We start from the raw sequence: 21,702 nt of genomic DNA on the forward strand, positions 1-21,702 counted from the left end.
TTTATTGTAGCGCTTCTCGTTTTCGAAGTCAACATTTAATTAACATTACTTTTACAATTTTAAAATGTTTTTTTCATTCTTGCAAGAGTAAGTTTTACACTCTTGATAACGTGCTGTTTTTTTCAGCGACTTTATTATCATAGCACCTTCAATGCGTTAAGTCAATAACTTTTTTCAGGTTTTTTTAAGTGCTTTTCACTTGTTTTTCTCGCTCACAAAAATATATTCTAACAGGATTTCAGAAAAACGCAAGAGAAAAACGCAGATTTTTTAAAAAAACCTGCGTTTTATTAGCATTTCTTATTTCTTCATTGTTTTAGTGATAACTTTTTGCGCGATTTGTTGATAAATTTCACCGAGTTGATCATCAGGTTGATAGATTGAAGGCGCAAAATCTTTCGGATCCCATGTGGGTTGCGCTAATGGTAATTGTCCTAATAGTTCTGAATTCAGTTCATCAGCTAATTTTTTACCGCCGTCTTTACCGAAGATATATTCTTTATTTCCAGTTTCTTTACTTTCGAAATAAGACATATTTTCAATGACACCTAAAATAGAGTGTTCAGTGTGTTTAGCCATAGCGCCTGCACGTGCAGCTACAAACGCTGCAGTCGGATGTGGTGTTGTAACGATGATTTCTTTACTTGATGGCAACATTGTATGTACGTCTAATGCTACATCACCTGTTCCAGGAGGTAAATCTAATAATAAGTAATCAAGATCTCCCCACTTCACATCTGTGAAGAAGTTCGTCAACATTTTACCTAACATTGGTCCACGCCAGATAACTGGTGCATTCTCTTCAACGAAGAATGCCATAGACATTACTTTAACACCATGACGTTCAACTGGTTTAACTGTTTTGCCTTCAATACCTGGTTTAGTATCAATGCCCATCATGTCTGGCACACTGAAACCATAGATATCAGCGTCAATTAATCCAACTTTTTTACCTTCACGTGCTAATGCTACAGCAAGGTTAACAGCTACAGTAGATTTCCCTACGCCGCCTTTACCAGATGCAATCGCAATAAACTCAACCGGATTATTTTTTGAAAGCAATCCTTCAATTGTTTGCGGTTGTTCTTCAGCTGGATCATCACCTGTAAATTTAGCTACAGTTTCAGGATCTAATTCTTCAAAACGGATACCTACTGTGTTTGCTCCGTTTTCTTTTAATGTTTCAACAATTGCCATTTGCACATCTAATTGAGGTTTCCCACCTAATTTTGCCATCGCAATTTTGACACTAACATGTTCAATTTCTTCTTTAATCGTGATATTGACAATACCACCTGTATCTTTAAATGGTACATCTAGAATTGGATCTTTCAGATTTCCCACTAGTTCGTTGACTTGTTCAACTGTTAACAATGTACGTCACCCCAAATATAAATTAATGTTTACTCTTATTATTTTAACAAACTTAATGTATAAGTGGTAACGAATAATCCGAAGTGGTTAACGTTTTGTATAAAACCTAAATAAAAACCAGTAAAACAATCTATGCATTGCTTTACTGGTTTTATGATAAAGTTTGATTCAGTTTTAAATTTTACGTGCATTCATTTGTCGTTTTGTTTCACCTTTAATTCTGTCTCTAATGAATAAACCAATAATGAATCCAATTAATACAAGGACGGTCACTACACCGAATGATAAGTCTACACCACGTGCAATCGCTTCGCGTTTTAACAATTCTTTCGAAGCTACTTCATGCGGTGCCGGTGCAAAGGTTTTAGTCCCTATCGTCATTAAAGCAACCATTATGGCCGTACCGATGGAAGAAGCCATCATACGTGCGAAGTTCATAATTGCCGTGCCATGAGAAATATCTTTATTCGGCAATGCATTCACACCTGCTGTATTCAGCGGCATCGCAAGTAATGAGACTGAGAACATTCTTAAAGCATAAATTAATACAAGATACCAAAATGGTGTATCTACTTTTAAGAATGCTAGTACAGCTGTAAAGACGGTCAACATTGTAAAACCGATAATGACAAGAGGTCTCACACCATATTTATCATAAAATTTTCCAGTATAGATAGACATAACGCCATTCACAATCGCACCTGGTAAAATCACGATACCTGATAAGAATGCTGATAAGCCCATCGCATTTTGTACGAAGATTGGAATTAATAGTGCTGGACCAATCATTGAAGTCATGACGATCATTGAACAAATTGCTGAAAGCGTAAATGTCTTATTCTTAAAGACACGCAAGTTCAAGATTGGATTTTCAATTGTTAATTGACGTTTCACAAAGACCCAAATCACCAATAGACTGACAATAAACGGCACATAGAACATCCAGCTATTAAAGCCTGAAGAACCTGCACTACTAAATGCTAAGAGCATCATACCAAATCCAATTGTTGAATAAATCACGGATTTCATATCTAAAGTAATGTCTTTAGGTTCATTGTAACTTTTAATACTGATTGCTCCGAAGATGTAGCCGATTAATGCTATTACAGCTACTGCGATAAATGGCGTACGCCAACTTGAAATATCAATAATCAGACCTGATACTGTCGGTCCGATTGCTGGTGCGAAGGAAATAACGAGCCCCGCTAATCCCATCGCAAAGCCGCGTTCATTTTTCGGGAAAAGTGTAAATAAAGTGAATTGCATCAGCGGCATAATAATACCGGCACCCATCGCTTGGATAACACGCGCTGTCATTAAAACAGCGAAGTTTGGGGCAATTGCCGCTAATATGGTACCAATTAAAAATATTCCCATCGAAGCTAAGTAGAGTGGTCTAGTTTTAATTTTATCCATTAAGAAGGCAGTTAAAGGAATCATAACACCGTTCACTAACATGAAACCTGTTACTAACCATTGAGATGTATTTTCTCCAATATTGAAACTACGCATGATTGCAGGCAATGCAGTATTGAGCAGCGTTTGGTTTAAAATCGCAATGAATGCGCTCGTAATCATAACTGTTACAATCAAATTTCTTTTTTGCTTAGAAATAGTAGCCTGCTCTGGCATAGATATTAACACTCCTTTAAAAACTTACCATAATATAATGCACCAAAAATAGTTAGCAAAGCAAACTAATTGCTCATGCAGGTCACTTATTTCTATTTAAGTCCTCACTATCAGGATAAAAGACTTCTTTACATACATAGAAGAAAGCCATAATCAACATGATGACCCAAAAATCAATGTTGATATAACTATAATGAATATGGACTACAAAATAGAACATAATCGTTGTCACAGAGTATGAAATTAAATGAAAGATTTCACCATGAAAATATGGACTTTGCGGTAACTTCTTTTTAAAGTAATCCATCAGATATTCCACTAAAAACATGGTGAAGTAACCTAATACAATATAGCTGCCGTAATACAGTAAGTTTTGATAGAAACCTTTGTTATATCCGAAATACCCTAGATGCCAAAAAATAAGCAAACGACTTAAGCCAAATAATACGAAACCTAAAAGTGTGAGGAAAATCGCGCCAGAAATCACAAACACTAAGAGTACAATCAATGTAGAGATTAAATTGAATATATTGAATTTCAAGTCTTCCTCACTCCTTTCGCACATTCTTTATACACTCGTATAATAACACATACCGAAATCTGCTAAAAATTAAAAATATCCCGCAATTTCGCGGGATACTAAATTATTCATTATAAGAATGGTTTCGATAGAATACGATCCATAGTGCAAACAGCATGATGATAAATACAATGATCAGAACAACGTTGTTTAAAATGCGTGCACCGCCTATCACAAACGGCATCGCATACATGCCGCCCATAATTGTAGAACCGATAGAATTACCTAAGTTTTTAGAAAGAGAATAAAACGACATCATCCGCTTCATCTCTTTCGGCGACGTTTCCTCTTGTACAATCACACTATCCTTCGTATACACAATCCCGAAACTAGCGCCTGCCAACATCAATGTTGCGGCTAAAAGAATTGGTGCTGCATGTGTCACAAAAACAATTAAACTGCATAATAATAACGAAGTGAATGCCACTAAGTACAATGCTTTTCGTGTTAATCTTGCTTCAATACTATGTAAATTGAAGTTGATTAATAACCATGCCGCTGAAATTGGGAATACGACAAATCCACTTTGTAGCGGAGATAATCCAATTTCTTCTTGCAAGTAGATTGGCATATATAAGTTATAACCCATTAAAATCATCGCATAAATGAAATCTGTAATAAAAATAATGGTAATGCGGCGATTGAATTCTTCCAATGGAAGAAATGGCGTTGCTACTTGCTTCTCAACTTTAAATAGACGATAAGCAAAGACTATGCCGATAAGAATCATAATACCTTTTACCCACAATGATAACGGTGTCGTAATAGCACCTAATACAAAGATAAGTACTAAATAGAAGTAGAATAGACCTTTTTGATCAAAGGCTTCACCACTTGAAGCAGGTTCTTCATCAAATTTAAAAGTCATAAATGCTAAGATACCTGCAATGACAGCAATCGGGATATTAATAAAAAATAACCAGTGCCATGTCGCAAGTTCTAAAATCGCACCACCTAATAATGGACCGATAATACTGGAAATCCCCCACACACTACCGACAATCCCCATTATTTTATAGCGTAACGGAATTTCAAAAGCGAGTTTCGGTACGATTTGACTCAATACCATCATGACACCTGAGCCTAAACCTTGGATAAAACGAGAGATAATAAGTAACGCAAACGTACTGCTTAATCCAGACATCAAACTACCGACACTGAATAATAATAACCCTGCAATAGTCACATGTATTAATTTAAAACGTGATAACAATTCTCCGACTAACGGGTTCACAATCACTAAAGCAATAAAGTAAATTGAGAACACCAATGAAATTGCACTAGTCACGTTCAAATCTGTTTTTATTGTCGGCAAAGCTAAAGAAATGATAGATGTTTCAATAGCTGCCATAAACATAATTAAAATCAATGCTGTTACTACACCGATGGACTTCAAATCCATTTTCACTTTATGACACCTCTTTCTTTTTCTCAAATAAGAAAGAGGTCAAGACTTTTCTAAAACCAAAGCCTCAGCCTCTCCCCCTACATAAAATATAAAATACCGATGAAATGACATACCGATGCGATAACAATAAAGATATGCCAAATCATATGAAAATACGGTCGATTCTTTTGTGCATAAAACCATGCACCTATTGTATATGCGATACCGCCAAGCAAGATGAACAACATAAATTGCCAAGATGCTTCTCTCCAAATAATCGGCAAATACAAAATGCCAACCCAACCCATGATTAAATACATAAACAAACTAAGTTTCGGGTTAACATTTTCAGCAATTGCTTTATACAAAATACCCCAAATCGTAATGCCCCACAGCAAGATCATAATTATCCAGCCGAACCAACCACCGACTACGACTAATGAGACCGGTGTATACGTCCCTGAAATTGCGATATAAATCATACTGTGATCGATAATACGCATAATGTACTTATGCGGTGAATTATTTTGCATGACATGATAGATGGTTGATGAAATCAGCATCAAGAAAATACTGATTACATATACCGAAACACTAACCGATGCCATCGTACCATTATGAATATAACTATGTACTGCCGCATAAGGCAGCACCATTAACGTTATAAAAGCTGCTGCCCCATGCGAGACTGCATTACCAATTTCTTCACCGAATGATAAAGGAATAATATCTTTAAAACGATTGAGACCATGTTCACCTTGTGTTTTTGAAGTCTGTTTCAACGAGGACTCCACCTTTGCAGTTAAATAAGATTTAAGCGTTTTAAATCTTTTGTTGCAGTTTCTACGCTATCTTTGCCTTCACGATTTTTTAATGGTGAAAACTCTTCTTCTCTAGGAACTTGCAATGTAATAAAACTTGTCGCGTATTTAAAGATATCAAAATAGAACAATTCAAATTTCAATGCCGGTGCTTTGACCACATTGAAATCTTCGTCTAATTGATTCAATTGTTTAATTGCTAAATGATACGGCAGCTCACGATTTACTGATGATTTGATAAAAGCCAACTTGAATGCATGAATACCGATATTCGCATTGTGGAATGCATCAACATTTGATTCTCCAAGCTCTGAATATTCAAGAACGCCATCTTTACAATCGATATTCACTAGACGTCCAACACTTTCACCTTGTTTCGGTTGAATAGATTTCGTGCTGATATCACGATTAGCTTGTGCAGTAAAGCCTGCGAAAACTGGATCCAATACACGTGCCAATACATTATCAATATTATTCATAAAGATGTACTTCACACCGTCTTCTTCCATCTTATCAAGATAGCCGTAAGCCTCTAATGCTTTAAATACGCCGCCATTTCCGTTTGGCGTTTCCATTACTTCAGCATTTTCAGTTAAGACAATTTCGCCTTTTTCATTTAATGCAACGATATTATCTTGTTTGAAGAAATGGATATAGTCAGGGTTATAACCAAAATAGTTTTGTTCTTTAAAGAATGCTTGTGTTGCTTCATCATTGATATCGCTTGTCATAATGTACCAGTCAATCGAACGTCCAGTTTCTTTTTCTAAATTTATGAGTTGTCTAGCTTGTAACTCAAACAAGCTGACACCTTCAATTTCAAATGAACCTTTCGGACCGTCATAACCAAGACGTGTACCTTGTCCGCCTGCCATTAAAACAACCGCAAATTCACCCTTCTTAATCGCATCGATCCCTTGAGCATAAAAGTCATTTAATTCTTCTGTTGAGTAATCTTTACGTACCTTATACTTTACTTCAGACGCTTCAGATACTTCTTCTGTTTTATTTTGAGATTGCTCTACATAAAGTGATTCATATAAATCTAAAATTGCAGATAAGTCTAATGATTCTAATTTAGAAGCAATATTTTCTTTTTCATTGGAACTCATCAATTTCTCCAATTCTAATAAATGTTGCTGATTGAATTTCTCTAATTTATTCTTATCTAACATGATACCTCTCCTTAAGTTTCTCCGCGATTACAAAGGGTTCTGTCTTTAAATATGTAATCGGCCAACATAAACCCTTCAATATTCTTGAATTATATCACAAATCAATCCTTCAAGCTTGAACCTCCACTTTGAAAACAAGCAGAGGTTCTAAAAATTTTCTTTAATTGTGACGACTTTATCTTATCGTATAACTTTTCATATATTCAAATGAAACCAGTGCATGAACCATTGATTGATGACTTCGCGGAATATAACATATGTCCCGCCAAAAGTAAATGCAGTGGCCAGTGATAAATCCACCATACCTCCCGTTTTAAACTGCATCGGCAGTTTAACAGATAATGGAAATGGATATAATAACTTAACACCTCTCGGCGTCAGCATATCTAAAATAATATGAGATATCATTCCGCCGATAATTGCTGTCATATATACGGGAGGTGTATGTATAGTAGATAACAGCAACGCCACAAGCAGCGTAAATAAAATAGAATGTGTGAATGTTCGGTGACCGAACAAAAGACGAACAATTAAGCTTAAAAACTTAAAACGTCTCCCGATTTTACTTTGTGCATGACAAATATCAGGCAATAAGCTTCCAGCCCCTGCTAAGACTACAGCGGTAATAGAAGTGAATAAATCGGGATGATAATAATTAATCGCAAGTGTTCCAATGAGAAACCCGCATGATAAGTGTGTTTTCCCTGTCATCTCTATACTCCTTTCTAGTTGTTTTATTTTATCACAATTTCTTAATAAACACGAACATATTTTCGGACTGTATGTTCGCTTTTTCAATTAGTATGACACATTGACAAAAAAGTATCTCACATTACTTGAAAACGGTTTCTGAATAGTGTATGATAGCACTACAAAAATAATTAAAGGATGTGTTCCATAATGGCAATGACAGTAAAGAAAAATAATGACGAAGTTCGTATCCAATGGAGAGTAGCAGACATCAAAATCCCAACTGCAGACATTAAAAACGTAAGAGAAGACCAAGATATCCATGCAGTTCCAGAAGAAGATGGCAGAGAGGTATCTCGTATTGGTTCTACATTTGGTAAAACTAACCGCGTTATTATTGATACTGATGATCACGAATACATCATCTTCACTTTCAACGACAAGAAAGTCTATAATGAACTCACTAAATAAATGAATGAAGATATATAATGAACTCACTAAATAAATGAATGAAGATATATAAATAACCTTCCGCTTCTCTCTTTGAAGTGGAAGGTTATTTTATGTTCATAAACATCTGACTTACTCTTTTAAGATATCCCTGTTTTCAATATAATACATACTACATAACACAATAATACCGATAATCTGAATGATTGTAATCAAGTGGATATTTGGAATAATGAAGCCGATCACTGTTGTAACTACAATAATGCCAATATACAGACCTTTTTTCTTGGTGATATTGCGGTGTAAAATGGTATCGAAGAAAACGCCAAATAAGAACACACAAAATGCGATAGTATAACCGATACCTTCTGCGAAACTTAAAGGATGTTCTGACAACCCTTTGTTCATAATCAAGAAAATAAAGTTTGCGGAATAGATAATAAACAAATGCAAGAACATCGTTAAAAAGCCTGTTGCTTCATCTTTCTCTTGATCCAAACTTCCTTTGTAGTGAAATGTATAAATCACAAACAAACTGATTACCATTAAGAAATATACAACATCTAAGGCTTTAAATTGTGAGAGTTCCATATTATTGACAATTTGAACAATGCCTTCACCAAACAACAAAATCATAAATAAACTTAGGCGCTCAGTTAGATGCTTAAAGATAACTGGATTCTCTTTAGAAGCGCGCGCAAAGAATGCTGGGAAAGTCGCTGAAATAACAATACCGATAAAATAGACCCAAAAATTAATCCCTTTCGGTAACAATAAACCGACAACTGAAAATATTACAGTTAATCCAAGACCTGATACATATACTTTTAAGAATCGCGCATTAATGGAATGCTCCACAAATTTATAACTCATAATGTATTGAATAATAATGCTGATAAAAATAACTGTCGTTGTCGAGGCAAACGCAACAAATGTTTCTTGGAAATTACCATTAATAGCTTTTGACAAATACAGGATTAAAAACATATCTATAAACAAAAAGACATATTGGTACCATTTCTGTTCAAAGAAGCGATTGACCAGCAATGTATGATAAATCCATATTGAGAAAAACACTAAAAACAACATAAAATTTTTGCCTAGACTTTCTAAATCGACTAATGAGCTAGAAATATGTTCCACAGTGATATTAATCGTCGAAAGTACATATACAAAGACCAAATCAAAAAACAGTTCGGCCATACTGACTTCTTTTTTCTTCATTCACTCTTCTCCTATTAATTAAGATGCTATTATCTTTAATATCGTACCACATGTTTTATCATTCAAACACTGACGATTTTGTATAATGAACATCCACCAATTAGGGTAAAGATAACTAACAATGCATTTGAAAGGATGATAGTCTTGTATATAGTCACAAACCAAATCGAATTGAAGAAAGGCTTTGCAGAAAAAATGGCTGGCCGTTTCACATCAAATCCACACTTAGAAGAAATGCCAGGTTTTCATCGCGTTGAAGTTACATTAGTAGAAGATGATGAAAAGGATACTGAATTTATGCATGTTATGACATGGTGGGAAACTAAAGAAGATTTTGAGAACTGGAAAAATAGCGATGCTTTCAAACAAGCACATCAACGCCCTAAGTCATCAGATTCTGATGAATCATCAAAATCACCTATCATCGGTAATACTGTCGTGAAGTCTCGTGTTTTATCATCATTAGGCACATTAGATTAGTATAGAAAGCACGAAAAAGCTGAGTCTTGCAGTATCACTGCTGACTCAGCTTTATTATTTAGAAATATAAATGTGCCATAGCGGCAATAATTGGTAAAACAATGATAGTTCTTAATAAGAAAATCACAAATAATTTCCATACGCTGACAGGAATCTTAGAACCTAAGATAACCCCACCGACTTCTGATAAATAGATTAATTGTGAGATACTCAAAGCACCTACCACAAATAATGTAATATGACTCTTCACACCATCAATTAAAATTGAAGGTAAAAACATATCCGCGAATCCGATTAACATCGTTTCAGATGCACGTTGTGCTTCTGGAATGTGTAAGAGTTCTAACAACGGCACAAAAGGTTTACCGATAATTTCAAAGACTGGTGTATACGTTGCGATGATTGTCGCAATTGTCCCGATTGCCATAACAACAGGTAAAATCGCAAACCACATATCAGCAACCGTTACTAGGCCTGATTTAAAGAATTGTAAAATACCTGGAGATTTAATCCCTTTTTCAGTCGCAAGATTAAACCCGTGTTTAAATGCTGAAACACCTTCAGGTTTTGATTCATCTTTCGCATACTCACTATTTTCTACTGCGTACTCATCCGGTACACTGCGTAACGGCCAAATTCTAGGCATAATCACTGCTGCAACTAAACAAGAGACAATGACTGTTAAATAGAAATAAAAGAAATGATTTTGCATGCCGACTGTCTCTGCCACTACAATCGCAAATGTTAATGAAACAACACTGAATGTTGTAGAAATCACTGTCGCCTCACGTCTAGAATAAAAGCCTTGATCATATTGTTTACTTGTAATGATAACCCCCACTGTACCGTCACCGATAAATGATGCCAGGTTATCTACAGTCGAACGACCAGGTAAAGTAAAGAGTGGTCGCATCACTGGTCTGAAGATTGGTCCTAACATTTCTAATAAACCAAATTCCATCAGTAAAGGTAAGAAAAGTGCCGCAAAGAAGAACACTGAGAATAACGTCGGTAATAAACTAGAAAAAATAAGATTTCCAGTATCGTCTGAATAAATCACTTTTGTCCCAATATGTAAAAATGTCATCCATGCAAATACTACCGCTAATAATCTGACAACCAGCCAAATCGGTGTCACATTAAACGTTTTATTCCATAAACTTTCTGGCTTTAATCGTTTCTTTAAAAAAGTAGAACAACATAAAGTTAAAATACCTGAAATCGTGATAACGATTAAAATTAAATACGGCATTGCAGGACCTAATACGTCCTTCAGCCAACTTGCTAAAAATGCTACCATTAATGTCGTTTGTTGCTTTCCGTCTTGTGTCACAGGCACCGGTACTAAGAATAACATGATACCGATTAAGGACATGATAATGAACTTCAAACGTCCCTTGAAGATTTCTGATTTTGTATATTTTTCCATAATCTCTCCCTCTCATTACAATACATTATAAGCATATTGCAATGGTTAAGCAACAAGAATTTTTATACTTATACATAAATTTGTATAAATTTAACAACTTCAAATTCTATGACACCCAACTTTCCCCATAAAAAAACTGCCTCCTATTTATTAAGAGACAGTTTTTTATTTCCCTATTACATTTTGCGTAAAACATATATAAAGTAAGGTGCACCCACTATGGCGATAATAACGCCGACTGGAATATCTAACGGCGGATGAATACCACGTGCGAGTGTATCACTGACGATAATTAAAATCGCACCGACTAAACCAGACATCATAATAATATGAATATGTTTATGTCCAACAATAGAGCGGGCAATATGCGGTGCAATTAAGCCTAAGAAACTTAAACCGCCGACGACCGCAATGGAAGAACCAGCAAGCATAACTGCTAATATCAACATCACCATTTTAACAGTACGTACTCTTGTACCAAGTGCTGTCGCAACTTGATCGCCTAAATGAATAATGTCTAAGCGTTGTGCGAAGAATAGAATAAGCGGTACGGTCACAATGAACCAAGGTAAAATGGAAATGACGTGTTCCATTGAACGTCCGAATAAACTACCTGTTAACCATACTAAAGCTAAGTTCGCTTCTAATGGGAAACGAATCAATAAGTACTGCACAATCGCCATACAGATTGCACCAATGGCCAAACCGATTAATGCTAAGTTTGAACCTTGTACTTCTTTACGTGCAATTAAGTAAGATAATAATAAACTAATGACTAAAGCGCCAATAAATGAAGCGACTGGCAACACATAAATTGGTGCTTTCGGGAAGAGTATCAATACAGCGACAGCCGCAAGGCTTGCACCTTTGGTAATCCCGATAACATCTGGTGACGCTAATGGGTTACGCACCACCCCTTGAATCACTGCACCAGAAATCGCTAAACTGCTGCCGACAAGCAAGCCGACATAAAGTCTAGGTTCCCGATATTCATTGATGATAAAGTCATCTTGCATAAGTAAACCTTTGACAGCTTGAAGCGGATTAACAAATACTGCTCCGACACATAATGAGAAGATAGAAACAACAATCAATAGCGCGATAACAATCAAATATTTACGTCCTAAATGTCTTGTCATACGCGTTTCACTCCTCTCAATGTTAAGCCTAAGAAGTATAATGCGCCGACAAAGGATGTCACAATGCCGACTGGTGTTTCAAATGGGAATGCGATTAAACGGCTGATCACATCTGACAATAATAGGATGGCCGCACCGAAAATCATTGTTAACGGGATAATCACAAAATAATTATGTGCCGTATAGTACTTCACAATATGCGGCACAATCAAACCGATAAATCCGATTGGCCCTGCAATCGAAACTGAAGCACCTGCTAGAATAACCACTAACACACCAAGTAAAGCACGTGTTAATTTAATATTTTGTCCTAAACCTCTTGCTAATTCATCGCCAAGTTCTAACACTGAAATTTGACGTGCCATAAATAACGCACCTATAAACGCACCGATAATCCATGGCGTAATCGATAATACATCGCCCCACTTCAGCGTTGACAGTGTACCGACTAACCAGAAATAAACAGTTGTTGTCGAATCTTCATTCAGCAAAATGATCCCTTGCGTTAAACTTGTAAAGAATAAATGAACCGTCATACCTGCTAATGCTAATTTGACCGGTGTCATTCCTTTGGTTGAATCAGACAACATATAAACAATACTGCCGCCAATTAAAGCACCAATAAACGCAAGCAATGTCGAAATAGAAGTCAGTGCTGGGAAGATAACAGTAATCACAACAATGATAAATGAGGCGCCCGCATTCACACCGAAAATTTGCGGTGATGCCAATGGATTACGTGTCATAGCCTGCATAAATAAACCAGCAACTGCTAAAGCTGCACCAATCAACAGCCCGCCTGCCATTCTAGGCATACGGATATTATGTATAATAAATGTATTTTTCGTGTCATGATGCCAAATTAAATAATCTGCAATATCTTTAAACTTCATATGTGTTGTGCCGACAGTCAAATTGAAATACATCACGATAAAAAGAAAGCACACACTCCCAATAAAAAGGAGTGTGGTGCGTTTTCTTTGCTTCTTTTCAATCAGGCTGTGGCTAGATTGGTTTGTCATAGCCCTTCACCCTTCTAATCATCTTAATCGCTTATTTGTTGTTTTGTTCTTTAGATAGTTCTACTAATTCTTTCGCAATTTCTTCTGATGAAATTAAACCACGAGAACGAGACCAAGTACTGCGATCTACTGTGTAAACGCGTTTATGTTTGACCGCATCAATTGTTTGCCATACTTTGTCATTTTGTTGTTTCTCTAATAATGGTTTGTCTTTTTCATCAATCATGATGAACATTTGTTTTGGATTTACTTTCGCAATTTGTTCCGTGCTCATTTTCAAGTATGGACCATCTAAGTATTTAGGTAAATCTTTAGAGATGTCTTTGTTTAATGCTTCTTTAAATCCTAATTGATGGAATACTTGACCGACATATGATTTATCTGAGTGTGCCATTACATCAGTTTTAGTTAATACTGCTGGCATCGCAGATAATTTTTTATCTAAAGTAATGTCTTTAGCGTATTGATCCATTTTCTTGTTATGTTCGTCTAAACGTTTTTCGCCTTCTTTTTCTTTATTCAAGGCTTTCGCAATTGTTTTGAATGATTCGATGTTGGCATCGTAATCACCATCGAAGCTTGGTAATAAGATGGTTGGTGCAATTTTGTTTAATTCTTTATAAATACCTTTATGACGTTGCGCATCCGCAATAATCAAGTCAGGTTTTTCTTTACTGATCACTTCTAAGTTAGGCTGTTTACGTGTACCTACTGATTCATAGTCACCAATTTTCTCACGGATTGGTTTGATAATACGGTCTTTTTTATTGTCATCCGCTACCCCTACAGGTTTTACATCTAATGCTGCTAAAGCATCCACGAATGAATATTCTAAAGCTACGACACGTTTTGCATCTTTTTTCACTTTCGTTGTGCCGGCTTCATTTTTTACTGCGATAGTATCTTCTGAAGATTTACTATCAGATTCTTTTGAACTATCTTTGCTGTTATTGCCACATGCCGCAACGACAGTCAAAGCAAGTACTAACATAAGAATACTAAGAAACTTTAATTTATTCATGCTTCCACTCCTTCAAATAGTTAGATGCTCTTTGAGGCAACAAATGAAATGTAGCTTGTCGGTCAACTTTGACGTTTTAATCTTGCCAAGTTATGTATGATGATTAGAATAATCATCCATATTAGATATATCCCATTTATCGCTCGTTCAATCATCTTACTTTTTATTCTATTGATAACGATTCTCAATGTCAACAACGTTTTTTCATTTAAACACAAAAAACCGAACAAAATTTGTCCGGTTTACAATATTGTCAATATTTTGTTGTGCTATATTAGGGATTAATTTGTACGTGGTCATAATTCACTTTAAAGTGATCTACTAAAATCTGTACACCTGCATCTCTGATATATACATGTTTAAGTGTCTTTTGATACATACTTTGGGCTAAGGCATTATAACCTAATGTAAATTCTATAATATCTCCTGTTTGATAGTAATCGGTATTTTGTAAATCAATCATAAGATGATCACTCGTCGCCCCCATCACTTTCACTTGATCATTTAAAGGAGTAATGTCATCTATCACGGTATCGATATGTCCAATGTCTAAAATTGCTTGTAAATAAGAACGGTCGTGTTTCATATCAATTCTTGGTTTAATCTCTATAATTTCTGCTTTTAAAGTAATCGCATTTTGGTAAAGATAATTTATTGGTTTTTGATCCACCGTACTGATACCTCGAAACAACGATTCGCCGATTCTCAAATGATTAATTCGGCCGAAAGTACAATAATCAAGCAACGGTAATGCACTTGAGTTGCCACCAGAAATCATTTTCAACGTATAGCCTGTTTCTTTTTCAATGGTTTGCACAAATTGATTAATACGTAAAATATCTTCTTCAGTCGGCGGAATATCTAAAAAGCACATAAAGTTAAAAGCGAGTCCTGCCAGACAGATATGAGACATGTACATGATTTCTTCTATGTACTGTGCGACATCATACGCCAAGACACCTTCTCTGCTGTCTTTCCAATCGACCATTAATAGAATTTTATGCTTTTTGCCCATCGATTGTGCGGTCTCATTTAATAATCGAATCGTTTCAAGATCCGTTTGTATACTCACTTCTGTTTTCTCGATACAATCTTCAAGTTCACTGCGGTTAGGCGTACGTATCAGCATATAAGAGAGTGCACCATCATGAATTTGGTCAATATTGACCATACGTGCATCGCCCATTTGATCAAAGCCTAGCGTTTTCAACGCTTCAACAATCAACTTATCTCCAGCGATACATTTAATCACTGGCATCATTTCTAAATTTCTTTGTGCCAATTTTTCTTTCAGCATCAATGCATTGAATTGGATTTTGGCTAAATCTATTTCTACATAAGCCATGCGGTTCACTCTCCTTCTTTTAACGGATTATCTAATATTATATTCACATACTTCTTAACTTTACCTTCCATGCGCATTCTTAATAACGATTTCACAGTAATCGTTGGTCCAAACAGGATTTGATTCAATACTTCTGCATGGGGTTTGTTTGGGTCAATCGCATGGCGTGTAACGTCTCGTACAATGTCGAATAATGTTTGTTCACATACACCTTCATGCTGACTTAAGTGATATATCAATTCACCCATTTGATTTTGAATAACCGCATGTTGGAACTTGGCAATCACCGCTTCAATATCTTCCGCAATCAAACTGTCATTCTCAACTTTGACATTCGGTATTTTCTCTTTCATCGTTTCTAAATCAATGCGTGAACCGCCTAAATCTCTGACCATAAATGCCATCTTATAATCTTTGCCTAGTTTTACAATTGTATTTTGCATATGTGCTTCTAGCGCAATGCCATATTCTTGTATATAAGCAATGAGTGGTGGAATCAACGTATGCGCATAAACTGTGATAAAGTGTTTAATTGATTGGGGTGAGACTTCTCGGTCGACCCATTCTAAATAACTGTCCACTACTTTCATATCATCCACTGGATTTCGATTCACTAAACTTGCGGTTACAACCGCCACACCCTCTCCATCAATCATTGGGCGTTCTCTGACGATGTATGCTAACTGTCTAGCTTGATCTGGTTCAATTGCCGCATGCAAACCAAACGGTTCTCTCGCTACTTTCAATTGAGGAAAGACATTTAACATATCTTGCAGCTCATAACTTAACTTCGGACCATCGACTGTCGTTACAGATGAAACTGTACGAATTGCGCTAGTTGCTTGGACTTGAACTGGCAATTTAATATGATAAGGACTTTCTAATAACGCCATGGTTCTAAACGATAACGTCGCTTTTGATTTTAAAGTGACGGGTGTCGGTATCAAACGTTGTTGCTGTATCCAAGTTTTGAATTGTTCTAAAATCATATGTTCATATTGCCATGGATGGATAATGACAATTTCAAAATCTTCAATTTGATAGCCCAGTGCTTTGGCATAATCTTTTAATTGTGCTTTGTGCTCTTTTAACACTTCATTTAACATAAATTCAGGATCTGAAGAGGCACTTGTCGTAACCGCATCTTCTTTTCTAAGCAGCATGACTTTTAAGGGAATGATTTGTTCAAACTCAGGGGCATAACGCTTCACTTCTTCATTCGTTAAAGGCAATTTGGTTTTAGATAACGGATGCGTCGGATGACCCTCGACCACTAAACTCTCTGAGTATAATAAATCATCCATTTCACCTAATGCGGTCATATGCGACATCCAAGCAAAATAATTCAAACTGACCGGCATTCTAGAAAATTTCATGCTATCGTGAATGAGCTGATGTCGTTTTTCCAGTTGTGCATATGTTAAATCAAAGCCGCGTCGGCTATGAATCAACTCTTGTTTTAAACGTGTCGGGAATGCGACTTCAAACGCTTGCTCTAAAATTTCAATCAGCTGTTCTAAAGAAGCGACTGCTTGCTTTTTGTCACCCACTTGGAATGCTAGTGGGCCTTCCATTTGAAAGCGTTCAAAAGCATATATACCGTTGATTCTAACTGACAATACTTTGCCTTGAAATTGGACTTCTAAACGATGATTTTGTTTAGTCACACGAGTCCCTTCGTTAAAAATATGCTCTTTAATCATGGCGTTGAACACGCGATGCTGCATATTCATATCTGCTTGTTGTAATGTTGTTTGTCTCATATTACACTTCCTCTATTCTTCAGTTCTTTCACCCCATAAAAGAGCGCCGCAATAATTAAAGTACTAAGTCCCATGGTAATAAAAGTTGGTACAATACCGATGAGTTCAGTTAATGCACTCATAATCACTGCACCTAAGGGAATCATGCCGCGATCCATCATGACAATACTTAAAATTCTGCCTCTTCTTTCGGCTTCAATGTGTGTCTGAAAGTATACACGATTCGTTGTTCGTGCACATTGGCTGAATAAACCAATGAAAAAGATACATACAAACAACAGTATTGAATTCGGCATGACTACCATAAGTAATGCGATACCGAACAGGATTGAACTTAAATAATATACATTAATTGAATAAAATATTTTCAACAGTTGCGGCAGGATCAATGTTGCGGTAATCCCGCCGATTGCGCTAAAGGTCATTGCGATGCCGAAGACTGAAGCTTGACCTGGAAAGTTCAAGCTGGTTAATACCGGTAATAAAGTGGTATATGAGAAGCCTGTGGCCATAATCAACAATGACGTAATAAAGATATTGAGTCCTTGTCCATGCGTTTTAAAATAATCTTTGACGACTGACATTGAAAAGCGTGCTTCCCCTTCTTCATCTGAAGTTGAAGCGACTTTAAAATGAAGCGGCAAGCATAAAAGCAAAGCACCTATGTAAACGGATGTTTGTGCTAAGAATGCATATTTCACATTTAATACTGCAATAATGCCGCCTGCGATTGCAGGTCCAATTGAGCGACAAATATTAATGATAAACGAATGGTATGACACTGCTTTGACTGTACTAAGTCTATCAGACAAATCAGGCAAAATCGCCTGTCTGACAGGTGTCTCTACAGCATTAAGTATGCCCCTTAAACATGCATAAATCAAAATAATATATATGGGTAATTCCCTGAATTCGAAACTCAGCAAACATAAGATTGCAGTTAAAGTTGTAGAACCTGTGACAGTAATTCGAATTAATCTCCCTCGATCGAATTTATCAGCTAAAGCCCCTGCCCAGATACTTAAAAATAAAATGGGTATCAGTCTTACGAAATTCACTAATCCTAAATAAAATGCATTATGGTATTGCTCGTATACATACCAATTTAATGCGATTTGTCCAATCCAATTCCCCAAAAACAGTAGGAATGAACTTGGAAAAAAATATTTAGCCATTTGAAGATTCCACCTGTCTTTTTAATTGATAATGATTATCATTACCGATATGATGGATTATACAAATCTTTAGTTGTTTTGTAAAATGATTAAATAAGAGGTGTATTATGGAAAATAAATTACAACAGATAAATGAACAACCTTTAAAGCTTACAGCAGAGGAACAATCAGCTTATGATTACCTATCTGCATCCCATCCAAAATGGGCTGAGCAATTTAAAGCAATTTTACTAACTGCAAGAGACTTGATCACGAAACGTCTGGTCGTTTCAATTTATCGAGAAAACATGGTCAATCAAGGCAGACAAGCACAAATTATTCCTGCTGCAGAATTACCATTTGCGTTAACATCGAAAACAGGAAAAGTGATGAAAATGGATTGGCCGACATCAAAGCGTACACTTTATGCCCCAATTTCAGGCTTTCATGCTTTTGATCGCATTGATATGGATGGCCCGTTTTATTTTACAGAAATAGATCAGCCTAAAACAGCTAGACGTATTATGCATCCTGAAGAAGTATTAGAAGTCATCTTAACAGAAGCCCCTAAATTTCAAGGCCCTGCGAGTAAACAATTCAGTGATGATATGATGAATAGTTCAGCGAATATGGCACTCGCACTCAGCTACCAACACATCACACTAAAAGATGATACGCGTCCCATGTACGATATCATTGCGCAAGCATCTGATAGTTATTTACGTTCAGAGCAAGCTGTCATTGAAGGCCACCCGCTTCATCCCGGAGCTAAATTACGCAAGGGATTAACCTCAGAAGAAAACATCCAATATTCATCTGAGTTCCAACACCCTATTGCGTTAAAATGGATTGCCGTACACAATGATCTCGTCCGCACACAAACACTTGAGCATACATATAATGAAACGCTCTTTAACAACTTCGAAGGATTAGAACAAGCCTTTAACCAAGCAATTCCTTCAGGTGAACAGAATCATTACAGTATTGTCGTGCTGCATCCATGGCAATATGACGATATCTTACAACGAGACTATGAATCAGAACTTGATGCAGGACAAATCGTGACGATTCCGTATGAAATGTCTTATTATGCTGGACTATCGTTTAGAACATTGATGCCGAAGTGGCCAAACACAACACCGCATGTCAAACTTTCAACGAATGTGCACATTACTGGTGAAATTCGTACGCTGTCAGAACAAACGACGTTTAACGGTCCGCTCGTGACACGCATTGTTAACCAAATTCTAGACCATGATCCTTTATTTAAAAGTATCCATGCTTCTGGCATCCCTGAACTTGCCGGTATTCATTTCTATAACAAACAAGATCAAGGAGACTATCAAACAGAACGCAGCGAACAACTTGGTTCACTCTTAAGAGAAAATGTCTATCATTTAACAGCACCTGAGACCATTAATATCATTCCATCAAGTTTAGTAGCGGATAATCCTCATAATGAGATAGCGGTCATCAATTCATTAATTGAACACTATCAAGATGCAAAACAAATCGAAACATTTGAAGCTGCCTCAGAAGCTTGGCTTGCTGAGTATGCACAAGCACTTGTTGATATCGTTATTCCGTTAATGGTCAAATACGGCATCGCATTAGAAGCACATTTACAAAATGCGGTGGCATCATTCAATCAAGATGGCAGTTTAAATCATATGTTTATTCGTGATTATGAAGGTTTACGTATTGATGAACAGCAATTAAATGATAGCGGCTATTCAACCAAACACTTCCATGAAAAATCACGTATCTTAACAAGTAAATCCGCTTCTGTCTTTAACAAAGCGTTTTATTCAACGATACAGAACCATCTTGGTGAATTGATTTTAACGATTGCCCAACATTCACAAGACAGTGTATTAACAGAAAATACACTATGGCACCATGTTAAACAGATTACACAAAAGAAATTCATACAAATGCAAGCAGATCATGCGATTGATCATGAGCGTTTAACTGATATCAAACGCACATTCTTTGCGAATACCATTGATTATAAGTGTGTGACTACCATGCGTTTAGAAGATGAAGCACATGAATATACGTATGTTAAAGTTGAAAATCCTTTAGCTGCTGAATAAATAGAGACATATTAAAAAGAGGACGGTATTTTGAAGTAAAAAACTTCAAATCCGTCCTCTTTCCTATTTATGATAGTTAATCAAGATATATCAATGAATTATTGCAGACCTTTATCTTGGTTCTTTTGTTGCTCTTGATTATTTTTTTGTTTTTGTTCAAACTCTTTACGTGTCATGACATCTTCAACACGCATGTTAACTTCTACAACTTGAAGACCAGTCATATATTTCACTTGTTCTTTAATTAAATCTGTCACTTTGTTAAAGATTTTTGGTGCTGATTCACCATATTCTAAAATAACTTTTAAATCTACTGCAGTTTGTTTTTCGCCAACTTCTACTGAAACACCTTGTGTTACATTTTCATTGCTAGAGAATTGATTACTGATGCTATCAACAAAGTTCCCTTTTAAAGATAAAATACCGTTAACTTCACGTGCAGCAATACCAGAGATTTTTTCAATCACTTCATCTGAAAATGTTAATTTATTTTGGAATTTAGGTTGTTGATTTTGTTGGTTTTCTTGTTGTTGCTGCTCCACTTTATTAACTCCTGTTTCTTGATCATATGCTTGTTTTGCTTTTGTATTATCTACTGCCATAGCACATTCTCCTTTACATTAAAATATTACTTATGTCTATACCCTTAAACTAATCATTAAATTATAAATTAACTCCACCGATTTAAAAAGTTAAGAAATTGTTGCTTACGGTCTTTAATATACCCAATTCCTATTCCAATCAAACACAACACGATAATCAGGATGGTTTTCCAAAAGCCGAGTGTCAGGAATAAAATTGCGATGATTAAAAACACTAAAAAGCCGATAATTCTACCCATATAACTTTTAATAAAATTCACCACGTGTTGTGTTGAATCATTTGGTTGTTGATTATTTTCGTTTGGCATCTGGTTTCCC

At 36.0% G+C, this 21,702-nt stretch carries 20 protein-coding genes; 3 read left to right on the forward strand and 17 right to left on the reverse strand.

All coding sequences use genetic code 11. The features are described 5' to 3' along the window. Positions 1 to 300: 300 nt before the first annotated feature. The 7 genes from ACFCT9_RS06185 to ACFCT9_RS06215 form a co-directional block, all read right to left on the reverse strand. Entirely contained in the window at positions 301 to 1,374 is a 1,074-nt protein-coding gene (locus tag ACFCT9_RS06185; protein ID WP_412521531.1) for a P-loop NTPase, read from the reverse strand. Positions 1,375 to 1,548: 174 nt separating this feature from the next. Beyond that, complete coding sequence (locus ACFCT9_RS06190) at positions 1,549 to 3,006, reverse strand: MDR family MFS transporter (protein WP_412521532.1); 1,458 nt, start codon at positions 3,004 to 3,006, stop codon at positions 1,549 to 1,551. Positions 3,007 to 3,088: 82 nt separating this feature from the next. Continuing rightward, entirely contained in the window at positions 3,089 to 3,547 is a 459-nt protein-coding gene (locus ACFCT9_RS06195; protein ID WP_412521533.1) for a SepA family multidrug efflux transporter, read from the reverse strand. A gap of 103 nt (positions 3,548 to 3,650) precedes the next feature. Then, positions 3,651 to 4,988: a multidrug efflux MFS transporter SdrM gene (gene sdrM / locus ACFCT9_RS06200; RefSeq protein ID WP_412521534.1), complete on the reverse strand. Its 1,338-nt coding sequence runs from the start codon at positions 4,986 to 4,988 to the stop codon at positions 3,651 to 3,653. A gap of 83 nt (positions 4,989 to 5,071) precedes the next feature. Then, the gene (gene trhA, locus ACFCT9_RS06205; RefSeq protein ID WP_412521535.1) at positions 5,072 to 5,755 is read right to left on the reverse strand and encodes a PAQR family membrane homeostasis protein TrhA; all 684 of its coding nucleotides are present in this window, start codon (positions 5,753 to 5,755) and stop codon (positions 5,072 to 5,074) included. Between the two features lie 20 nt (positions 5,756 to 5,775). After that, the gene (locus ACFCT9_RS06210) at positions 5,776 to 6,969 is read right to left on the reverse strand and encodes a UTP--glucose-1-phosphate uridylyltransferase (protein ID WP_412521536.1); all 1,194 of its coding nucleotides are present in this window, start codon (positions 6,967 to 6,969) and stop codon (positions 5,776 to 5,778) included. A 195-nt stretch (positions 6,970 to 7,164) separates the two neighbouring features. Next, positions 7,165 to 7,680, reverse strand: a complete 516-nt coding sequence (locus tag ACFCT9_RS06215; protein WP_412521537.1) for a metal-dependent hydrolase — start codon at positions 7,678 to 7,680, stop codon at positions 7,165 to 7,167. 189 nt (positions 7,681 to 7,869) lie between these two features. On the opposite strand from ACFCT9_RS06215, the gene ACFCT9_RS06220 reads away from it, so the two are divergent. Then, positions 7,870 to 8,130: a hypothetical protein gene (locus ACFCT9_RS06220; RefSeq protein ID WP_412521538.1), complete on the forward strand. Its 261-nt coding sequence runs from the start codon at positions 7,870 to 7,872 to the stop codon at positions 8,128 to 8,130. A 111-nt stretch (positions 8,131 to 8,241) separates the two neighbouring features. Here ACFCT9_RS06220 and ACFCT9_RS06225 read toward each other — a convergent pair whose 3' ends face one another. Then, positions 8,242 to 9,333 (reverse strand): low temperature requirement protein A, encoded by a 1,092-nt coding sequence (locus tag ACFCT9_RS06225; RefSeq protein WP_412521539.1) that lies wholly within the window; start codon positions 9,331 to 9,333, stop codon positions 8,242 to 8,244. 144 nt (positions 9,334 to 9,477) lie between these two features. Between ACFCT9_RS06225 and ACFCT9_RS06230 the strand changes: the two genes are divergently transcribed. Beyond that, positions 9,478 to 9,813, forward strand: a complete 336-nt coding sequence (locus tag ACFCT9_RS06230) for a heme oxygenase (RefSeq protein ID WP_412521540.1) — start codon at positions 9,478 to 9,480, stop codon at positions 9,811 to 9,813. A 58-nt stretch (positions 9,814 to 9,871) separates the two neighbouring features. Here ACFCT9_RS06230 and ACFCT9_RS06235 read toward each other — a convergent pair whose 3' ends face one another. The 7 genes from ACFCT9_RS06235 to ACFCT9_RS06265 all read right to left on the reverse strand — a co-directional run bounded on the left by ACFCT9_RS06235 (position 9,872) and on the right by ACFCT9_RS06265 (position 18,707). Beyond that, positions 9,872 to 11,242: a YjiH family protein gene (locus ACFCT9_RS06235; protein WP_412521541.1), complete on the reverse strand. Its 1,371-nt coding sequence runs from the start codon at positions 11,240 to 11,242 to the stop codon at positions 9,872 to 9,874. Between the two features lie 176 nt (positions 11,243 to 11,418). Then, the gene (locus tag ACFCT9_RS06240; protein ID WP_412521542.1) at positions 11,419 to 12,381 is read right to left on the reverse strand and encodes a FecCD family ABC transporter permease; all 963 of its coding nucleotides are present in this window, start codon (positions 12,379 to 12,381) and stop codon (positions 11,419 to 11,421) included. Continuing rightward, on the reverse strand, positions 12,378 to 13,403 hold the full coding sequence (locus tag ACFCT9_RS06245) for a FecCD family ABC transporter permease (protein WP_412521543.1): 1,026 nt from the start codon (positions 13,401 to 13,403) through the stop codon (positions 12,378 to 12,380). The genes ACFCT9_RS06240 and ACFCT9_RS06245 overlap by 4 nt, the downstream gene beginning before the upstream one ends. Positions 13,404 to 13,434: 31 nt before the next feature. Next, positions 13,435 to 14,424 carry an ABC transporter substrate-binding protein gene (locus ACFCT9_RS06250; RefSeq protein ID WP_412521544.1) on the reverse strand — a complete coding sequence of 330 codons (990 nt, stop codon included), beginning with the start codon at positions 14,422 to 14,424 and terminating at the stop codon, positions 13,435 to 13,437. 274 nt (positions 14,425 to 14,698) lie between these two features. Continuing rightward, positions 14,699 to 15,769 (reverse strand): alanine racemase, encoded by a 1,071-nt coding sequence (locus ACFCT9_RS06255; protein WP_412521545.1) that lies wholly within the window; start codon positions 15,767 to 15,769, stop codon positions 14,699 to 14,701. A gap of 5 nt (positions 15,770 to 15,774) precedes the next feature. Further along, entirely contained in the window at positions 15,775 to 17,532 is a 1,758-nt protein-coding gene (locus ACFCT9_RS06260) for an IucA/IucC family protein (RefSeq protein ID WP_412521546.1), read from the reverse strand. After that, positions 17,529 to 18,707 carry an MFS transporter gene (locus tag ACFCT9_RS06265; protein WP_412521547.1) on the reverse strand — a complete coding sequence of 393 codons (1,179 nt, stop codon included), beginning with the start codon at positions 18,705 to 18,707 and terminating at the stop codon, positions 17,529 to 17,531. Before ACFCT9_RS06265 ends, ACFCT9_RS06260 begins: the two co-directional genes overlap by 4 nt. A gap of 107 nt (positions 18,708 to 18,814) precedes the next feature. On the opposite strand from ACFCT9_RS06265, the gene ACFCT9_RS06270 reads away from it, so the two are divergent. Next, entirely contained in the window at positions 18,815 to 20,782 is a 1,968-nt protein-coding gene (locus ACFCT9_RS06270; protein ID WP_412521548.1) for an IucA/IucC family protein, read from the forward strand. 98 nt (positions 20,783 to 20,880) lie between these two features. Here ACFCT9_RS06270 and ACFCT9_RS06275 read toward each other — a convergent pair whose 3' ends face one another. Then, a complete protein-coding gene (locus tag ACFCT9_RS06275; RefSeq protein WP_412521549.1) occupies positions 20,881 to 21,384 on the reverse strand; it encodes an Asp23/Gls24 family envelope stress response protein in 504 nt (167 codons plus the stop codon). Positions 21,385 to 21,452: 68 nt separating this feature from the next. Then, the gene (locus ACFCT9_RS06280) at positions 21,453 to 21,692 is read right to left on the reverse strand and encodes a DUF2273 domain-containing protein (RefSeq protein ID WP_412521550.1); all 240 of its coding nucleotides are present in this window, start codon (positions 21,690 to 21,692) and stop codon (positions 21,453 to 21,455) included. Positions 21,693 to 21,702 lie beyond the last annotated feature (10 nt).

It is taken from the genome of Staphylococcus simulans (assembly GCF_047037175.1).
Lineage (GTDB): Bacteria > Bacillota > Bacilli > Staphylococcales > Staphylococcaceae > Staphylococcus > Staphylococcus simulans_C.

Bases quoted from the DNA above. Each gene is read 5' to 3' on its own strand.
- ACFCT9_RS06190 (WP_412521532.1), bottom strand. From the start codon at position 3,006: ATGCCAGAGCAGGCTACTATTTCTAAGCAAAAAAGAAATTTGATTGTA.
- sdrM (WP_412521534.1), bottom strand. From the start codon at position 4,988: ATGGATTTGAAGTCCATCGGTGTAGTAACAGCATTGATTTTAATTATG.
- ACFCT9_RS06210 (WP_412521536.1), bottom strand. From the start codon at position 6,969: ATGTTAGATAAGAATAAATTAGAGAAATTCAATCAGCAACATTTATTA.
- ACFCT9_RS06215 (WP_412521537.1), bottom strand. From the start codon at position 7,680: ATGACAGGGAAAACACACTTATCATGCGGGTTTCTCATTGGAACACTT.
- ACFCT9_RS06220 (WP_412521538.1), top strand. From the start codon at position 7,870: ATGGCAATGACAGTAAAGAAAAATAATGACGAAGTTCGTATCCAATGG.
- ACFCT9_RS06225 (WP_412521539.1), bottom strand. From the start codon at position 9,333: ATGAAGAAAAAAGAAGTCAGTATGGCCGAACTGTTTTTTGATTTGGTC.
- ACFCT9_RS06235 (WP_412521541.1), bottom strand. From the start codon at position 11,242: ATGGAAAAATATACAAAATCAGAAATCTTCAAGGGACGTTTGAAGTTC.
- ACFCT9_RS06240 (WP_412521542.1), bottom strand. From the start codon at position 12,381: ATGACAAGACATTTAGGACGTAAATATTTGATTGTTATCGCGCTATTG.
- ACFCT9_RS06245 (WP_412521543.1), bottom strand. From the start codon at position 13,403: ATGACAAACCAATCTAGCCACAGCCTGATTGAAAAGAAGCAAAGAAAA.
- ACFCT9_RS06250 (WP_412521544.1), bottom strand. From the start codon at position 14,424: ATGAATAAATTAAAGTTTCTTAGTATTCTTATGTTAGTACTTGCTTTG.
- ACFCT9_RS06255 (WP_412521545.1), bottom strand. From the start codon at position 15,769: ATGGCTTATGTAGAAATAGATTTAGCCAAAATCCAATTCAATGCATTG.
- ACFCT9_RS06260 (WP_412521546.1), bottom strand. From the start codon at position 17,532: ATGAGACAAACAACATTACAACAAGCAGATATGAATATGCAGCATCGC.
- ACFCT9_RS06265 (WP_412521547.1), bottom strand. From the start codon at position 18,707: ATGGCTAAATATTTTTTTCCAAGTTCATTCCTACTGTTTTTGGGGAAT.
- ACFCT9_RS06270 (WP_412521548.1), top strand. From the start codon at position 18,815: ATGGAAAATAAATTACAACAGATAAATGAACAACCTTTAAAGCTTACA.
- ACFCT9_RS06275 (WP_412521549.1), bottom strand. From the start codon at position 21,384: ATGGCAGTAGATAATACAAAAGCAAAACAAGCATATGATCAAGAAACA.
- ACFCT9_RS06280 (WP_412521550.1), bottom strand. From the start codon at position 21,692: ATGCCAAACGAAAATAATCAACAACCAAATGATTCAACACAACACGTG.